This window comes from Streptomyces sp. NPDC048171 (genome assembly GCF_043202655.1).
Taxonomy (GTDB): domain Bacteria; phylum Actinomycetota; class Actinomycetes; order Streptomycetales; family Streptomycetaceae; genus Streptomyces.
The window spans coordinates 291552-309093 of sequence record NZ_JBIDAU010000003.1 but is presented as its reverse complement, the minus strand read 5'-3'; the positions used below and the strand labels follow the sequence as shown (position 1 = coordinate 309093).

Below are 17542 nucleotides of genomic sequence, written 5' to 3'. Positions count from 1 at the left end.
CCGCGCTCTTTCACGCGATGGTGTGATCATGTGCCGCCGGGTGGATGTGCCCTCGGGGCCGTGGGTAGGGCCGGGCCATGACGCAACAGCCCTTCGAACTCCCGCACTTCTACCTGCCGCATCCCGCGCGGCTCAACCCGCATCTCGACGAGGCCCGCGCCCACTCGACGGCGTGGGCGCGCGAGATGGGCATGCTGGAGGGCTCCGAGGTCTGGGAGCAGTCCGACCTCGACGCACACGACTACGGACTGCTCTGCGCCTACACCCACCCCGACTGCGACGGGCCGGCGCTCTCCCTCATCACCGACTGGTACGTGTGGGTCTTCTTCTTCGACGACCACTTCCTGGAGCGGTTCAAGCGCACCCAGGACCGCGTCGGGGGCAAGGCCCACCTGGACCGGCTGCCGCTGTTCATGCCGCTCGACCTCTCCACCGGGATGCCCGAGCCGGAGAACCCGGTCGAGGCCGGTCTCGCCGACCTCTGGACCCGCACGGTGCCCGCGATGTCGGCCGGCTGGCGCCGCCGCTTCGCCGTCGCGACCGAGCACCTGCTCAACGAGTCCCTGTGGGAGCTGTCCAACATCAACGAGGGGCGGATCGCCAACCCCGTCGAGTACATCGAGATGCGCCGCAAGGTCGGCGGCGCCCCCTGGTCGGCGGGGCTCGTGGAGTACGCGACCGCCGAGGTGCCCGCGGCCGTCGCCGGGTCCCGGCCGCTCCGGGTGCTGATGGAGACGTTCTCCGACGCCGTGCACCTGCGCAACGACCTCTTCTCCTACCAGCGCGAGGTCGAGGACGAGGGCGAGCTGAGCAACGGGGTGCTGGTCCTGGAGACCTTCTTCGGCTGCACCACCCAGGAGGCCGCCGAACTGGTCAACGACGTCCTCACCTCCCGCCTGCACCAGTTCGAGCACACCGCCTTCACCGAAGTGCCCGCGGTGGCCCTGGAGAACGGACTCACCCCGCCCGAGGCCGCCGCCGTGGGGGCCTACGCCAAGGGCCTCCAGGACTGGCAGTCCGGCGGCCACGAATGGCACATGCGCTCCAGCCGGTACATGAACAAGGGCGCGCGGCCCGTCGCCGGGTGGCAGGCGCTCACCGGCCCCGGCACGGCCGCCGCCGACGTCGGCGCCCTGTTCGCCGCCACCGCCGCCCGGCGGGCCCGGCCCTACACGCACGTCCCCTTCCAGAAGGTCGGCCCGTCGGTCATCCCCGACATCCGCATGCCGTACCCGCTGGAGCTGAGCCCCGCCCTGGAGGGCTCCAGGCGGCATCTGCTCGCGTGGTCGCACCGGATGGGCATCCTCGGCGAGGGCGTCTGGGACGAGGACAAGCTCGCGAGCTGCGACCTCCCCCTGTGCGCCGCCGGTCTCGACCCGGACGCCACCCAGGACCAGCTCGACCTGGCCTCCGACTGGCTGGCCTTCGGGACCTACGGCGACGACTACTACCCGCTCGTCTACGGCCACCGCCGCGACCTGGCTGCCGCCCGGCTGACCACGGCCCGGCTCTCGGCCTGCATGCCGCTCGACGGCGAACCGGTCCCGCCGCCCGGCAACGCCATGGAGCGCTCCCTGACCGACCTCTGGGCGCGCACGACGGCCGGCATGACGCCCGACGAGCGGCGCCCCCTCAAAGCGGCCGTCGACAAGATGACCGAGGCCTGGGTGTGGGAGCTGTCCAACCAGATCCAGAACCGCGTCCCCGACCCGGTGGACTACCTGGAGATGCGGCGCGCCACCTTCGGCTCGGACCTCACGCTGGGCCTGTGCCGCGCCGGACACGGGCCCGCCGTCCCGCCCGAGGTCTACCGCAGCGGTCCGGTCCGCTCCCTGGAGAACGCGGCGATCGACTACGCCTGCCTGCTCAACGACGTCTTCTCGTACCAGAAGGAGATCGAGTACGAGGGCGAGATCCACAACGCGGTCCTCGTCGTGCAGAACTTCTTCGGCGTCGACTACCCGGCCGCCCTGCGGGTCGTACAGGACCTGATGAACCAGCGCATGCGCCAGTTCGAGCACGTCGTCGCGCACGAACTGCCCGTCGTGTACGACGACTTCCAGCTCTCCGACGAGGCCCGGGGCATCATGCGCGGCTATGTGACCGACCTGCAGAACTGGATGGCCGGCATCCTCAACTGGCACCGGAGCGTCCCGCGCTACAAGGCCGAGTACCTGGCGGGACGTACCCACGGCTTCCTCCCCGACCGGATCCCGGCCCCGCCCCTGCCCTCGCCCGGGGGGTCCCTCGTGCCGACGCCCTGACCGGCGTTCAGTCTCACTCGTTCGTGGCTCGTCACGCGCCGGTGCGCCGGGTAGAGCACCTGCCGGAGGCGATCCATGGAACAGACAGCGTTGCGGCCCAAACCGATGCCCGGCCGGGAACCGGCCGCCCGCACCGAACCCGACGGCCCCCGGCGTCCGCACGCCGGGCGCCGGCGCCGTCGGCGGCTGACCACCGTGCTGCTCGGCGTGTCCGCCGCGGTCGTGCTGCTCCTGGCGGGCGTGGGACTGGGCACGGTGGGTGCCACGGTGATCGGCATGAGCGAACTCGCCGCACTGCAACAGCGGTCGGCGGCATCGGGGCCCGGCCCGGGGGCGGGGGACCGGACCGGTTCCCTCACCGCCCCCGCGCCCCCGTCGGCGGCGGCGTCCCCCTCCCCGGCCCGGGCCGCCGCGACCCTCGGCGTGGAGGCCGTGGACCACGTGAAGCCGGGAGCCCTGGTCGTGGGCGTCCACGTGCCCGGCCCCGGGTACGCGGCGGGGCTGGTCCGGGGTGACGTGCTGCTGGCGTTCGGCACGACCCGCGTCGACTCGGCCGCCGACCTCGCACGGGCGGTGGCCCGCGCACGGCCGGGCAAGGACGTGAGGATCACCGTCCGCCACGAGAGCGGCGGCTACCAGCAGTTGACGGCCGTACCGGGTGTCGTCACGTGACGGTGCGGAAGTGGCTGGTGAGCCGTCCGGCGTCGTCCAGCACGTGGTAGGCCAGCCCGACCGGCGCGTCCCGGTCCGCGACCTGCTCGCCCTCCCAGGGCAGCCGCAGGGTCCAGGTCACCCCGGGGCCGACCATCACGGGCCGCCCGGCGAAGACGGTGGCGGCGGGGGTGTGGGCGTGCCCGGTGATCAGCCCGGCGACCCGGGGCCGCCGCTCCAGCAGCGCGGCGAGGCGCTCGGGCCGGCGCAGCGGGTACGAGTCGGGAAGGGGGTGGTGCAGGGGCGTCGGCGGGTGGTGGAAGGCGAGCAGCGCCGGGCGGTCGCCGAGTCCGTCGAGCGTCGACTCGATCCAGCCGTACGTCTCCTCGTCCAGCTCCCCCTCGTCGCTCCCCGGGACGCTGGAGTCGCACATCAGCACCGCGCCGCCGGCGAGGACACGCACCTCGTTGACCGGACCGTCGGCGGCGGGCAGCCCCAGCAGGGCCTTGCGGTAGGGGGCGCGGACGTCGTGGTTGCCCGGGCAGGTCAGCACGGGGAACGGCGCGGTGCCGTCGCGCAGCCCGAGGAGCGCGGCGGCCTCCTCGTACTCCGCCTCGGTGCCGTGGTCCGCGATGTCCCCGGTCACCAGCAGCGCGTCCACCCGCCCCGGCAGTCGCCACAGGTGGTCACGGACCCGCGCGGCGCGCTCGGTCGAGCGCGCGCTCCCGTCGAGATGAAGATCGCTGATGTGCGCGAGTACGAGCACGGTTCCCCCTCCTTGCGGGCGCCCGCACGGGACGCCCCCTGGCTAATGCTTTCAACGCATCAAACCATTAGCCGGGTCGGTCGATCAATGCCAATCGGCTCGCGCCGCCCCCGCGCTGCGGGCAGGATGCTGCCCGTGGTCCCTTCACTCTTTCGCCCCGGGAGGCCCGGATGACCGGCCGCAGGCCCGCCGCTTCCTTCACCGCCGACGACTACCGGGCCCGCATGGAGCGCGCCGCGGGCGCCGCCGCCGACGCGGGTCTCGCCGGGCTGCTGGTGGCGCCGGGCCCGGATCTCGTCTGGCTCACCGGCTACGCGCCCACCGCGGACACCGAACGGCTCACGCTGCTCGTCCTCACCCCCGGCCGCGACCCCGTACTGGTCGTCCCCACGCTGGAGGCCCCCGACGCGGCGAAGGCGACCGGCGCGCCCGCCCTCACCCTGCGCGACTGGACCGACGGCAAGGACCCGTACGCCGCCACCGCCGCCCTCCTCGACCAATCCGGGCGGTTCGGCATCAGCGACAACGCCTGGGCGATGCACCTGCTGGCCCTGCAGAGCGCCCTGCCCGGCACCTCCTACGCCTCCCTCACCGAGGCGCTGCCCATGCTGCGCGCCGTCAAGGACGCGGCGGAGCTGGAACTGCTGGCGGCGGCCGGCGCGGCGGCGGACGCCGCGTTCGAGGAGATCCGCACCGTCCGCTTCGGCGGCCGCCGGGAGTCCGAGGTCGCCGCCGACCTCGCCGGCCTGCTGCTGGGCTTCGGCCACTCCCAGGTCGACTTCACCATCGTCGCCTCCGGACCGAACGGCGCCAACCCGCACCACGAGGTCGGCGACCGCGTCATCGAGGACGGCGACATGGTCGTCCTCGACTTCGGCGGCCTGAAGGACGGCTACGGCTCGGACACCTCCCGCACCGTCCACGTGGGCGAACCCACCGACGAGGAGCGCCGGGTGCACGACCTGGTCCGCGAGGCGCAGGAGGCCGGCTTCCGGGCGGTGCGGCCCGGCGCCGCCTGCCAGGACGTCGACCGGGCCGCCCGCGCGGTCATCGCCGACGCCGGGTACGGCGAGTACTTCATCCACCGCACCGGGCACGGCATCGGCGTCACCACGCACGAACCGCCGTACATGATCGAGGGCGAGGAACGGCCCCTCGTACCCGGCATGTGCTTCTCCGTCGAGCCCGGCGTCTATCTGCCCGGCCGGTTCGGGGTACGCATCGAGGACATCGTCACCGTCACGCAGGACGGCGGCCGGCGTTTCAACGACACCACCCGGGAGCTGGTCGTGGTGGAGTGACCGGCGACAGCAGGACCCGACCGCCCCGGCCGACCCGGAGGACGACGGCGCGACCATGACCCAGGCACCGACACCCACCGCGGACACCGTCCGCCGACTGGTCGGCTCCCTGCTGGGCGGGAGTACACGACCCGACGTACGGCCCGTCGCCGCGGGCACGGGACCCGCCACCTGGTGGGTCGGCGACCGGCACGTGCTGCGGCTGGCCCCCGACCGCGACGCGGCCGTGCGCCAGCGCCGCGAGCTGCGCCTGCGCGAGCTGGTACGGCCGTACCTGCCCGTCGCGGTGCCCACCAGCGTGGCGCACGGCGAGTGGGCGCCGGGGCTGACCTACACGCTGGACGCCAAGGTGCCCGGCGGCTCGGGCGAGGACCACGACGTGTCCGCCCTGGGCGAGGCGGATCTCGCGGCGCTGCTCACCGCCGTGCGCGAGGTGCCGGTCCGCCAGGCCGAGACCCTCGGCGTTCCCCGGTCCGCCCCGCGCTCCCTGGAGGCGCTGCGCGGGATCGCCGAGCGGGCCGCCGGACGCCTCGCCGAGGCCGACGAGTTCGACGCCACGCGGCCGGAGCGGCTCACCCGGCAGGCGGCCGCCCAGCTCGGCGCACAGCCGGGTGCGGCGGTCCTCGTCCACCACGGACTGACCGGCGAGCACCTGGTGGTCAGCGCCGACGGCCGGGTCCGCGGCGTCCTCGGCTGGACCGACTCCGTCGTCGGGGACCCGGCCGAGGACATCGCCGGACTGGCGCTCTCCGTCGGCTCACCGGCCGCGGTGCGCGCCGCCACGCTCGCCGGGTACGGCGCCCGGCCCTGCCTGCGGGGCCTGTGGCTGGCCCGCTGCGACACCGCCGTTCAGCTCGCCGACGCCCTCGCGGGACGCTCCGCCACCGACCTGCCCCTGCTCAGGACCCGGCTGCGGCGCGCCTGGGAGCCGATCCTGCTGGAACGGGTGACGGAGCTGCGCGAGGACGACGGGGACGGCACGGACGACGCGCCCGGCTGAGCGCGCCGCCCCGACAGCGAGGCCGGGCCCCGTCACTGCTGTTCGAGCACCACGCTCGACTCGCCCGGCACCCGCAGTATCCCGTCCGGGCCCGGCCCCTCCACCGGTTCCCACGCGGCGAGCACGCGCGCGGGGCGGCTGCCGAGCGGGATGAGAGCCGGTTCGGGGCCCAGGTTGACGGCCACCCGGACGTCGCCGCGCCGGAAGGCCAGCCAGCGCGCCCCGGAGTCGTACGCCACCCTGGTGTCGGCGAGGTCGGGGTCGGTGAGGTCCGGCTGCTCGGCGCGCAGGGCGATCAGCCGCCGGTACCAGTCCAGTACGCGCGCGTGCGGCTCGCGCTCCGGCTCGGACCAGTCGAGGCAGGAGCGCTCGCGCGTCGCCGGGTCCTGCGGGTCGGGCACGTCCTCCTCCTTCCAGCCGTGCGCGGCGAACTCCCGCCGCCTGCCGCTGCGTACGGCCTCCGCCAGCTCCGGGTCGGTGTGGTCGGTGAAGAACTGCCAAGGTGTCCCGGCGGCCCACTCCTCGCCCATGAACAGCATCGGCGTGAACGGCGCCGTCAGCGTCAGCGTGGCCGCGCAGGCCGCGAGGCCGGGGGAGACCAGCGCGGCGAGCCGGTCGCCCTGCGCGCGGTTGCCGATCTGGTCGTGGGTCTGGCTGTAGCCGGTCAGCCGGTGCGCGGCCACCCGCCCCCGGTCCAGCGGACGGCCGTGACCGCGCCCGCGGAAGCTGGAGTAGGTGCCGTCGTGGAAGTAGCCCCGGGACAGCGTCTTGGCCAGCGCCGCCACCGGGTCGCGCGCGAAGTCGGCGTAGTAGCCCTGCGACTCCCCGGTCAGCGCGGTGTGCAGGGCGTGGTGGAAGTCGTCGTTCCACTGCGCGTGCACGCCCAGGCCGCCCTCCGCGCGCGGGGTGATGATCCGCGGGTCGTTGAGGTCGGACTCGGCGATCAGGAACAGCGGGCGGTCCAGGTCGGCCGCGAGCTCGTCCACCGCGGTCGACAGCTGCTCCAGGAAGTGGGACGCGCGCGTGTCCACCAGGGCGTGCACCGCGTCCAGGCGCAGTCCGTCGACGCGGTAGTCCCGCAGCCACGCCAGCGCGCTGTCCACGAGATACGCGCGCACCTCGTCGGAGCCGGGCGCGTCCAGGTTGACGGCGACGCCCCAGGGCGTGTGGTGGGTGTCGGTGAAGTACGGGCCGAAGGCAGGCAGGTAGTTGCCGGACGGGCCCAGGTGGTTGTGCACCACGTCCAGGACCACGCCCAGACCCAGCTCGTGCGCCCGGTCGACGAACCGTTTCAGCGCCTCGGGCCCGCCGTACGGCTCGTGCACCGCCCACAGCGAGACCCCCTCGTACCCCCAGCCGTGCCGGCCCGGGAAGGGGCACAGGGGCATCAGCTCGACGTGAGTGACGCCCAGTTCGGCCAGCTGCCCGAGCCGCTCGGCGGCGGCGTCGAGCGTGCCCTCCGGCGTGTACGTGCCCACGTGCAGCTCGTACAGCACGCCGCCGGGCAGCGGCCGCCCCGCCCATTCGGCGCGCCACGCGTGCCGGCCGTGGTCGACGACGGCGCTGAGCCCGTCCGGTCCGTCCGGCTGCCGTCGCGAGCGCGGATCCGGCAGCACCGGCCCGTCGTCCACCGCGAAGCCGTACCGCGAGCCGTCACGCGCCTCGCTCTCCCCGCACCACCACCCCGGCCGCTCGGGATCGCGCTCCAACGCGCGCGTGGCGCCGTCGCACTCCAGCGTCACTCGGCCGGCCTGTGGTGCCCACACCTCGAACTGCACGGACGGTTCCCCTTCGTCTGCTCACCGTGATGTAGCCCGTCCATGGTCCTTCATGGGGGAGCGGTCCGCTAAGGGATTGCCCCCGCTCGCGGCAGGTGTCGTGCCGTACCGCGCGCGGGGACGGTCGTCCTGGCGCGTCAGGTGAGCCGGAGCAGCGGGGTGTGGCTGCCGAGGACGGTGCGGAGGGCGGGGATGTCCCGCCAGGTGAGGCCGAGTGCGCGGGCGGCGTACCGGAGGGTGATGTGGTCGGCGCCGCCGGCCGCTTCGCGGAGGGACTTCACGGCCCGGTCCCGGTCGGGAGGGGGTGTCCCTCCGGCGGGCGGGTTCCGCCGGGGCATGCCGGGGTGTTCGCTCGCCAGCCCGGGGATTCCGGTGAGCCGGTGGGAGACGTCGGCCGCGGCCCGCAGGGTTTCCGGGCGTTCCTCGACGAGGGTCCGTGCGACCGGGTTGTGGCCGACGGCAGTCTCGAGTGGCAGGGGGTACAGGCCCGGGGAGGCGTCGGTGAGCCGGATGGCGCTGCTGCGGACGGTGCGGACGGTACCGCGGGCTCCGAGGACGGCGGCGGCCCACAGCGCGGAGGCCTCGGAGGGGTGCCAGGCCAGCGCGCGGGCCGCCGCCGCCACCGCGTCGCGGTCGGGAACGAGGGGACGGCTGGTGGCGAGGCGTTCGAGAAGGGTCCGCTCCTCGATCTCACCGTCGAGGCCGGGCCCCGCGACGTGCACGGTGGTGGGGACACCGGTGAGCCGGCAGGCGGCGAGGGTGAGCGCGTCCCCGAACGGGCTGCACAGGGCGGGCTCGTCGCCGTGGGTCAGGACGTCGCCGCCGACGTCGACGACGTGGATCCGGCCGCCCGCGGCCGCTGCCATCGACGCGATCTGCCGTGCCAGGGCGGCGAGTCCCGCCGCGGGGTCGAGCAGCAGCAGCCGGGCGGGCAGGTCCCGGGCCAGGCCGGGCATGGTGGACCCGGCCGGCGGGCGCACACGCGTGGCCGGGGTGAAGGCACCGAAGCCGCCCCCGTCGGCCGCCGCTTCCCGGACCAGCCCCTCGAAGTCCCCGGCCCCGAGGAGGGCGGCGGTCGGATCGACCTCGGGGCGCTCCCACGCGTAGGTGGCGATCAGCGGCGGGCCGGCCCGGTCGCCGCCGATGGCGCGGGCCGCGATCAGCGTCCCGACGGGGTCCCCTCCGCCGCCCGCCGCGACGTACAGATCGCTCACGCGGCTCCCTCGCGCTCGCGCAGGTCGACGCCCGTGATCCGGACCGGCGTCGCCCCCATGTTCTTCCGGGCGCGCGCGTTCGCCGCGTGGAGGCTCTCGTAGTACTCGCGGTCGAGGTCCTTGACGGGCCCGGAGTAGAACATCCACGACAGGATGTCGCGGTACTTGAACCCCTTGGGGGTCAGCTGCACACGGCTGCCGAGGCGGTGGACGAGCCCGTTGGACTCGGCCGCCTCCAGGACGGGTTCGAACTCGGCCGCGTGCCGCTGGTAGCCGAAACGGTCCAGTTCCGAGAGGTCGAGGTCGAACGTGTCGAGGACGAGCCGCTTGCGGACGATCTCCTCGTCGTTCAGTTCGAAGCCGGTGACGGGGACGAGTTCGTGGTTCCGCGCCTTGCTGATGTACTCCGCGACCTCGGCCGTCGAGGGCTTCACACTCCCGCACATGTAGTCGAGCACGCTGGTGTAGGAGCGGGCGCCTACGCCGAGGCCGAGCAGGGGGACGCCGTGGAAGGTGAGCACCTTCTGCGCGTAGCCGCCGCGGCCGGGCTTCTTGTAGCGGACGGAGCCCTCCTGGACGTACCCGTGGTCGAGGAAGACCTTGCGGGCGTAGTCGTAGCGCTCGTACAGCTCGGGCTGCCACATGTACTGGTAGGCGCCAGTCTTGGAGAACCAGGCGTCCGGCCGCACGGTGAGGAAGTAGGTGCTGATGGTGGTGGGCCGGAGCGCGGCGAGCTCGTCCACGCTCTGCCGCCAGGTCTCGGGGGTCTGCCCGGCGAAACCCATGATCAGGTCGGTGGACAGGTCGGGCAGGCCCAGTTCGTGCGCGGTGCGGACCGCGCGGCGGATGACGTCCTCGTCCTCACCGCCCCGGCCGGCTTCGCGGATCTCGCGGGGGACGAGGGACTGGATGCCGACGTTGGCGCGGGTGAGGCCCATGTCGATGAGGGCCCTGAACTCGTCCGGCGCGTCGGCGATCGACGACGGGGTCGCCTCGACGGCGACCTCCTCGGCCGTGGAACGCCAGTTGGGGTAGACCTCGCCGATGGTGCCGAAGATCTGCTCGAAGTGGCGGGGCTTGAGCAGCGCGGGAGTACCGCCTCCGATGTAGATGGTGCGTAACCGCCGGGCCTGGATGATCTCCGCGTGGTCGCGGATCTGGGTACAGAGAGCGTCGGTGTACGCGTCGTAGACGTCCTCGTCGGTACTGATGACGGTGTAGAGGTTGCAGAACCCGCATTTGCGGTCGCAGAAGGGGACGTGCAGGTAGAGGTTGAGTTCCGGCACCTGGTGGTTGGAGAGGTCCTTCTCCCACACGTCGCGGACGCTCCACTTGCCCTCGGGGAGTGGGCGGTAGGTGGACCGAGGCGGGTAGGAGTACTGGTAGGGCGGGATGACGCCCTGGTCGATGTGGTCGGCGAGCTGCTGGTGCAGACTGCTGGACACGGTGTTGCCTTCCCGTGGGTGGCGCGGCGCGGTTCTTCCGGCGTGGCGATCCGACCACGGGACACTTGTGCGACTCCATCAGACAGGCGCACCAAATACCCCGTTTCTACTGGCCAGTTCGTTGGCAATTGCTCCAAAGGCGCACGTGATTGGGCGAGTTGGTTTCGTCTGTCAGGCCGATAGCCGCCGCGGGCGCCCCGCGGGTTTGCTGATGGAATGACATTCGGGGCGGGCCCGCGCGGGCCGGGAGTGCTGCTGATCGAGCCGATGGGGAACGCGGGGCGCTTCCTCGTGGAGGCCGCCGACCGGCTCGGGGTGTGCTTGTACGCGGCCACGCACGAGGACGTCCACGACGGCTACCCGGACTGGCTGCGGGCCGCCCTCTCCGGGGTGTGCACGACGGATCTGACGGATACCCCGAGGGCCTTGGGGGACATGGAGGCCTTCTGCCGGCGGCACGCCGTCGCCGGGATCGCGGCCTGCTTCGAGTTGTTCACCCCGCTCGCCGCGCTGCTCGCCGCACGGGTCGGCCTGCCCGGCAACGATCCCCGGCTGGCGCACGCGCCCAGGAACAAGATCCTTATGGGCCGGGCGTTCGCGACCGCCGGCATCCCCGCCCCGCGCTGGGCCGTCGCGCACGACGCGGCCGAAGCCCGGCGGGTGGCACGGGCGGGGCCGGACGGTCTCGGCTGGCCCCTGGTGGTGAAGCCCGCGGAGCAGGGCGGATCGTGGGGGGTGTCCGTGCTGGACGGCCCCGACCGGCTGGCCGACGCCGTCGCCGCGGCCCAGCGGTACACGCACGCCCACCCGCACGGCCTGGAGCTCGACACGCGCGTCCTGCTGCAGGAGTACATCCCGGGGGAGGAGTACTCCTGCGACACGGTGGTCGCGGGTGGGGTGGCCCATCCGCTGCCTGTGGTCAGGAAGGACACCACCGAGGGCCCGTACCGCATCGAGACCGGGCACACCTGCCCCTCCGGCCTGCGCGCACCGCTGGCCGAGGCGGTGCGGCGGACCGCGGCCCGGGCGGCGCTCGCCGTCGGTGTGCGCAACGGGATCGCGCACACCGAGGTGAAGATCCCGCCGGGCGCGCGGACGCCGTACGTCATCGAGACCGGCGCCCGCCTGCCGGGGGACAACCTGTGCGAGGTCGTCGAGGCCGCGACCGGCGTGAGTGAGGCCGTGGCCCATCTCCAGGCCGTGCTCGGCCTGGTCCCGGACACCGCCCCCTCCCGTACGGACGCGGTGTCGATCCGGTTCCTGCTCCCCGCCCGCGGCGGAGTCCTGCGGCGCGTGGACATCCCGGACCTGCCCGGCACGCACAGCGAGGTGCACCTGAGTCCCGGGGACGCGGTACCGGATCCGGTGGACTCGGCGTGCCGGGTCGGGCACGTGGTGGCCCGCGCGGCGACGGCCGACGAGGCACGCGGACTGGCCGACCGGGTGGCCGCCCGGTCCCGAGTGGAAGTGGGCTGACCCAGGTGCGGAGGATCGCGTTCTTACGATCGGTGGGCATCCGGCGGGCCGACCCCTACATCCAGCGGGCCGTACGCGAACTCGCGGCCGACGGGATCGAGGCCGGGCTGTTCCACACCAGCGGCACCGCCGGTGACGACGACTTCCCCGGCCACCGGGAACGGCTGGACCGGGGGGTGACACCGCGCGAGATCGCGGACGCCGTCGCCGCCTGGGGCGCCGACGCGGCGGTGTCGATCTCGCTGCCGTGCGAGAACGCGCTCCGCGACGCCGCGGCGAAGTCCTTCCTGGACGCCGTCGGCATCCCGACGGTCATGACCCCGCTCGCGGCCACGATGCTGCTGGTGGACAAGTGGGAGACCAAACAGCTCTGCAGGCGGGCCGGACTGGACGTACCCGACGGGTTCCGCGTCGACTCCGACCTTCTCGCCGGACGGGGCCTGACGGTCCCCGGCTACCGCGACGCACTGCGCGTCCAGGCCGAACGCGTCGGCTACCCGCTGATGTCGAAGCCCGTGTGGGACTCCACCAGCATGGGCATCCGCACGCTGCGCTCACCCGCCGACCTCGACGCCCACCTCGCACCCGGCCCGGAGGCGGTGTCGACGGTGGTGGAACAGGTGATCGAAGGCGACCTGTGCAGCGTGGACATCGTGGGCCGCCCCGGCGCGTACCGGATCCTGCCCCTGTGCTGGACCGGACGCGCCGGTGCCGAACCGGTGTTCACCTTCGCCGACCTGCGCTGGTGCGGCCCCCGCGAGGAGGCCGACACCGCGTTCGCCGAAGTGGCCCGCACCCTGGCCGGCCTCTGCGGGGACCTCGGGGTCCACGGTTCGGTCAACGTCGACATGATCTACACCGGCGGACGGTTCGTCGTCCTGGAGATCAATCCGCGCATCGGCGGCGCCACCACCCTCTCGTGCGCCGCGTCCGGCACCAACACCTTCACCTCCCTCGCCCGCATGGCCCGCGGTCTTCCCGTCACCGGCGGCATGGCGCGACGGACCTGCTGGGCGGTCGAGTTCCTCGCCGTCGACGGCATACCGTCCGCGGCACTGGCCGAACTCGGACGGCACGTCCGGGTGGTCACCGCGCACGAGCTGGTCATCGACGGCGTCTCGCACGGGGACATCGTCGTGTTCACCCTCGCCCGGGGCGAGGAGGACCGGACCGTCAAGGCCCTGTCGGAGCTGCACGAGGCATCCGGCTTCCCCGGCGCCGAGGTCATGGCCAAGATCGGTGCCCTGCTGGACCCGGACCGGTGAGCGCGTCCGCGGACGCCCGCCGCCGCACCCGCACCGCGGACCGCCTGGGCCTGCCCGGACTGCGCGGGCACGGCCTCTTCATCACCGGCAACCTGATCGACTCCGTCGGCAACGGCATGCTCCTGCCGCTGGGCCTGCTCTACTTCACCGAGGTCCAGGGCGTCCCCCTGACGCGGGTCGGCGCGGCCATGACGGCCGGTCAGGCCCTTGCCCTGCCGGTCACGTTCCTCGCCGGACGCCTCATGGACCGGGTCGGTCCGAAACGCGTCGTCGTGTGGGCGAACGTCCTCTCCGCCGCCGGGTTCGCCCTGTTCCTGCTCGCCCGCGAGCCGTGGCACATCGCCGGCGTGCACGTGCTCGTACAGGGCGGCATCAACATGTACTTCACCGCGCAGCGCACCCTGATCACGCATGTCACCCGGCCCGGTGAACGCCGCTCCTGGTTCGCGTTCACCGGCTCGCTGCGCAACATCGGGCTCGCCGCCGGGGCCGCCGCCGCGGCCGGGGCCCTGAGCGTCTTCGGGAACGGCTCGCTGCGCTGGCTGATCGCCGTCGACGCCGCGACCTACCTCCTGGCGGCCGCCTGCTTCGCCACCCTCACGACCACCGCGCCGCAACCGGACGGCACACCGCCCCGAGACCGCGCGACCAGAGCGGACGACACGCGCCGCTACCTCGTGCTCGTGGCCGTCAACATCCCCTACGTCCTCGCCCAGGCCATCCTCTCGGTGCTTGTCGCCGTCTACACCACCCGGGCTCTGGACCTCCCCGCCTCGGCCGCGAGCCTGCTGTTCGTCATCAACACCGTCGTCGTCTCCGTGTGCTCGACGGCCGTCACCGCGCACCTGGCTCCCAAGGTGCCCCACCGCGCCGTGTCCGCCGGATACTTGGTCATGGCCGTGGGCATGGGGGCGTTCGCGCTGCCCGCGCTCCCCGGCGCCGCCGCCACCGCCTGGGCGGCCCTCGTCACGGCGATCGTCCTGTTCAGCGTGGGGGAGATCCTCCTCGGCCCCGCGCTGAGCGAGCTGTCGGTGACCCTCACCCCCCAGGCGGCCGGAGGCTTCAGGCAGGGCCTCTACCAGTTCTCGTGGGCGCTCGGCATGGTCGCCGCCCCCGCCCTGTTCACCCTGCTTCTGGAGGCCGGTCCACTCCTTCCGTGGGGTGTCGAAGCCGCCGCCTGCGTCGTCGCGCTGCTCGCCGTCCCGGCCCTCAAGGCCCCCGCCCGCCACCGCAGAAGGACCACGCGTTGATCACGAGCATCGTCGACTCCATCCACGAGGTCCCCGTCGCCGACTGGGAGCGCCTCGCCCGCCCGGCCGGCCTCTACCTCTCCCACCGCTGGCTCGCGGGCGAGGAGGAGGACCCCACCGCCACCAGCGCGTACTGCCTCGTACGGGACCCCGAGGGCACGCTGCTCGCCGCCGCGCCCCTCTACCTGGTGCGGGACGAACCGAACGACAGCTACCAGCCCGAGACCGTGCTGCCCCCGCGCCTGCGGCCCCGCGTGATCGCCGGCGCGCGCCGCGGCTACCACAACACCCCGCTCGTCGGCCCCGGTCACGACGCCTGCCTCCCCCGGCTCCGCGACGCCGCACGCCGTTTCGCGGACCGTCACGGCACCACGCACTGGTGGCCCTACCTCACCGCACGGGCCACGGCCGCCCTCGCCCCGCTCTACCCGGATCCGCCCGTCCACCTGGAGGACGACGCCTTGATCCCCCTTCCCGGCACGGGCATCGACGACTACATCGCCTCCCTGCCCGCGAGACGCCGCGCAGGCATCCGCCGCGAACGCGCCGACTTCGCCGCGGCCGGCATCCAGATACGCCACCAGCCGCTCGCGGACTGCTTCGAGGAGGCCGGGGTCCTCCTCGCCGGACACCAGCGGGAACACGGCCACGACCGCGACGGCGTCGACGCGATGACCGCCCTGCTGGCACGCCAGGCCGCGACCATGGGCGACGAGGCCCACGTGGTCGCCGCCTACGACGGGGGCCGGATGATCGCCTTCTGTCTCTACTACCACTACGGAACCACGACATGGATCCGCGCGGTCGCCCACGACCGCGGGCACCCCGCACCCCACCTCTACTTCAACCTCATGTACTACCTCCCCGTCGAGGACGCCTACGCCCACGGCACGACGGCCCTGCACGCGGGCATGACCACGATCGAGGCCAAGCGGCGCCGCGGCGCCGACGTGTCCGCCCTCCACGCCCTGGCCGACCGGCACCGGGTGCGCGGGTGACCGGCCGTGTCCTGGACACCCCGGCCTCGGCTGACCGACAATCACCTGTGTGACGTCGTCCTTCGAGTTCCCCACGCACCCCGCGCGGTTGTCCGACGCGGAGCGCGACAAGGCGCTGAACCTGCTCCGGGACGGCGTCGTCATGGGACGGCTGTCGCACGACACGTTCGTGCGCCGGATGGAACTGGCGCTCGCCGCCCGCCGTCTGGAGGAGCTGGCCCCGCTCACCGCCGACCTGCCCACCGAGGGCCGGCTGTCCCGGTTCGTGTTCGGCACCGTCGAGGCGGTGTCGGGGTTCGGCGTGCGGCTCGGCAGGGCCTGGCGGGCCGAGCGGCTGCCCAAGCTGCTGCTGCCCCATCCCGCCACCGGCCACCCGCTGCGGATAGGGCGCGACCCCTCCAGCGGCCTGCGGCTGAACCACGAGACCGTCTCCCGGGTGCACGCGGAACTCAGCCGCCAGGGCGGCATGTGGGTGCTGCGCGACCTCGGCTCCACCAACGGCACCACGGTCAACGGACGGCGGGTCATCGCGGCGGCCGTCGTCCGCGAGGGCGACCAGATCGGCTTCGGCCGGATGACCTTCCGCCTCGCGGTGAACTGACGGCGGCGGACGAGCCCGCGCACACCTCTGGCCTGGGCTTCACGCGTTGTCATGCGCTGCTCCGGGGCGTACTTCCCTTTGCGTTGCGCGGTGTTGACGTACCCCCCAAGTCGTGACTGACTGTGCGTACACCGCACGCCAGGTGAACCGTCGGCCCACTTCGTGGAGGTGTGCCCTGCCGCCCCTCCTGCGCTATCCGACCGTGGACGAGCTGGGTGCCCGGGCCGCCGCCTTCGTCGCCCGCCATCCCCGACACGCCCGGCTGCGCCAGGTCGGCACCTCCCGCGCGGGCACCCCGATGCTGCTGCTCTCCGTCGGCCACGGCACCCGTCACGCCCTCGTCGTCGCCGGACCGCACGCCAACGAGCCCGTGGGCGGCGCCACCGCCCTCCGGCTGGCCGAGCGGGCCGCGGCCGACCCCCGGCTCACCGAGGGCGCCGACGCCACCTGGAACCTGCTGCTCTGCGCCGACCCCGACGGACTGCGCCGCAACGAGGGCTGGCTGTCCGGCCCGTACACCCTCGGCCGCTACGCCCGTAACTTCTTCCGGCCCGGGTTCCTGGAGCAGCCCGAGTGGCTGCCCGACGGCCCGGACCGCGCCACCCTGCCCGAAACCCGCACCCTGCTCGACCTCCAGGACGAACTGCGGCCCTTCCTCCAGTGCTCCCTGCACGGCGTGGACGTCGGCGGCGGCTTCGTCGAGCTGACCCACGACCTGCCCGGCATCGCCCAGCGCATCGCGCACGCCGCGGCCCGGCTCGGCATCCCCCGCGAACTGGGCGCCTACGACACCCTGTACTGGCCCGACCTCGGCCCCGCCGTCTACCGCATACCGCCGCCCCGCCGCGGCGACCTCACCGCGGCCATCACCGAGGCCGCCGTCGACTCGACCTGGTGCCACCCGGGGCGCTACGGCACGGTCACCGCGGTGGTCGAGGCGCCCATGTGGGGAGTCGCCGCCGTGGCCGACGGCACGCCCCCGGCCGACCGGGACGGGGTGCTGCGGTCCGTGAGCCGCGCCCTGCGGCACGACGCCCGGCGCCTGCAGCGCGTCCTCGTCCGCGTCCGGCCGCACCTGGCCGGGGTGCCGGAGGCGGCGCACCTGCTCGCCCCGGTCGACGACTACCTGCTGGTCTGCCCGCGGCTCGCCGACGCCTGGGACCCCGACACCGACGACGGGTCGGGCCGCTCCCTGCCGCCCATGAGCACCGCCCACCTGGTGGCCCTGCGCCTGGCCGGACGGCGGCTGGCCCTGCGCACCGCGGGGCTGCTGCACCAACTGGTGACCCGCGCGGGGAGCGACCCGGCGGGCGTCCTGCCCGAACTGGACCGGCTCGTCGACGAGGGCTGCGCCGACTACCGCGACGGCTGCGCGGCCCGCTGGATACCGATCGCACGCCAGGTGGAGTACCAGACCCGGGTCGTCCTGGCCGCCTTCGCACTGGCCGGGCGGCGCCCCACCGCGCGCTCCCGGTCGGGAGAGCCCGGCTGGGGCTCCGGGGCCGCCGTGCCCATGCACCGGGAGTGACCCCG

At 73.8% G+C, this 17542-nt stretch carries 14 protein-coding genes; 10 read left to right on the top strand and 4 right to left on the bottom strand.

The features are described 5' to 3' along the window. Positions 1-77: 77 nt before the first annotated feature. Together cyc2 and ACGF3J_RS10120 are read left to right on the top strand one after the other, a co-directional pair. Complete coding sequence (gene cyc2 / locus ACGF3J_RS10125; protein ID WP_393853856.1) at positions 78-2264, top strand: germacradienol/geosmin synthase Cyc2; 2187 nt, start codon at positions 78-80, stop codon at positions 2262-2264. Between the two features lie 75 nt (positions 2265-2339). Beyond that, a complete protein-coding gene (locus ACGF3J_RS10120; protein ID WP_161329745.1) occupies positions 2340-2936 on the top strand; it encodes a PDZ domain-containing protein in 597 nt (198 codons plus the stop codon). Here the strand turns inward: ACGF3J_RS10120 and ACGF3J_RS10115 are convergent. Beyond that, positions 2929-3681, bottom strand: coding sequence for a metallophosphoesterase (locus ACGF3J_RS10115; protein WP_161329744.1), 753 nt, complete (start codon positions 3679-3681; stop codon positions 2929-2931). The two genes, ACGF3J_RS10120 and ACGF3J_RS10115, sit on opposite strands and share 8 nt — an antisense overlap. Before the next feature lie 170 nt (positions 3682-3851). Between ACGF3J_RS10115 and ACGF3J_RS10110 the strand changes: the two genes are divergently transcribed. Next, positions 3852-4982, top strand: a complete 1131-nt coding sequence (locus tag ACGF3J_RS10110) for an aminopeptidase P family protein (RefSeq protein ID WP_393853855.1) — start codon at positions 3852-3854, stop codon at positions 4980-4982. A 55-nt stretch (positions 4983-5037) separates the two neighbouring features. Beyond that, positions 5038-5982: an aminoglycoside phosphotransferase family protein gene (locus tag ACGF3J_RS10105; RefSeq protein WP_393853854.1), complete on the top strand. Its 945-nt coding sequence runs from the start codon at positions 5038-5040 to the stop codon at positions 5980-5982. Between the two features lie 32 nt (positions 5983-6014). Here ACGF3J_RS10105 and treZ read toward each other — a convergent pair whose 3' ends face one another. The 3 genes from treZ to ACGF3J_RS10090 form a co-directional block, all read right to left on the bottom strand. Continuing rightward, positions 6015-7760 (bottom strand): malto-oligosyltrehalose trehalohydrolase, encoded by a 1746-nt coding sequence (treZ, locus tag ACGF3J_RS10100; protein ID WP_393853853.1) that lies wholly within the window; start codon positions 7758-7760, stop codon positions 6015-6017. 137 nt (positions 7761-7897) lie between these two features. After that, positions 7898-8974 (bottom strand): DUF1152 domain-containing protein, encoded by a 1077-nt coding sequence (locus tag ACGF3J_RS10095; protein ID WP_393853852.1) that lies wholly within the window; start codon positions 8972-8974, stop codon positions 7898-7900. Further along, on the bottom strand, positions 8971-10419 hold the full coding sequence (locus tag ACGF3J_RS10090) for a coproporphyrinogen-III oxidase family protein (protein ID WP_393853851.1): 1449 nt from the start codon (positions 10417-10419) through the stop codon (positions 8971-8973). Before ACGF3J_RS10090 ends, ACGF3J_RS10095 begins: the two co-directional genes overlap by 4 nt. Positions 10420-10635: 216 nt before the next feature. Between ACGF3J_RS10090 and ACGF3J_RS10085 the strand changes: the two genes are divergently transcribed. The 6 genes from ACGF3J_RS10085 to ACGF3J_RS10060 all read left to right on the top strand — a co-directional run bounded on the left by ACGF3J_RS10085 (position 10636) and on the right by ACGF3J_RS10060 (position 17537). After that, positions 10636-11895 carry an ATP-grasp domain-containing protein gene (locus ACGF3J_RS10085; protein WP_393853850.1) on the top strand — a complete coding sequence of 420 codons (1260 nt, stop codon included), beginning with the start codon at positions 10636-10638 and terminating at the stop codon, positions 11893-11895. A gap of 32 nt (positions 11896-11927) precedes the next feature. After that, a complete protein-coding gene (locus ACGF3J_RS10080; protein ID WP_393853849.1) occupies positions 11928-13160 on the top strand; it encodes an acetyl-CoA carboxylase biotin carboxylase subunit family protein in 1233 nt (410 codons plus the stop codon). Further along, positions 13157-14410, top strand: a complete 1254-nt coding sequence (locus ACGF3J_RS10075) for an MFS transporter (protein ID WP_393853848.1) — start codon at positions 13157-13159, stop codon at positions 14408-14410. Before ACGF3J_RS10080 ends, ACGF3J_RS10075 begins: the two co-directional genes overlap by 4 nt. Beyond that, positions 14407-15408, top strand: a complete 1002-nt coding sequence (locus tag ACGF3J_RS10070; protein ID WP_393853847.1) for a GNAT family N-acetyltransferase — start codon at positions 14407-14409, stop codon at positions 15406-15408. Before ACGF3J_RS10075 ends, ACGF3J_RS10070 begins: the two co-directional genes overlap by 4 nt. A 49-nt stretch (positions 15409-15457) precedes the next feature. Then, the gene (locus ACGF3J_RS10065; RefSeq protein ID WP_352155205.1) at positions 15458-16009 is read left to right on the top strand and encodes a DUF1707 and FHA domain-containing protein; all 552 of its coding nucleotides are present in this window, start codon (positions 15458-15460) and stop codon (positions 16007-16009) included. Between the two features lie 202 nt (positions 16010-16211). Next, complete coding sequence (locus tag ACGF3J_RS10060) at positions 16212-17537, top strand: M14 family zinc carboxypeptidase (RefSeq protein WP_161331656.1); 1326 nt, start codon at positions 16212-16214, stop codon at positions 17535-17537. The last annotated feature ends 5 nt before the right edge of the window (positions 17538-17542 follow it).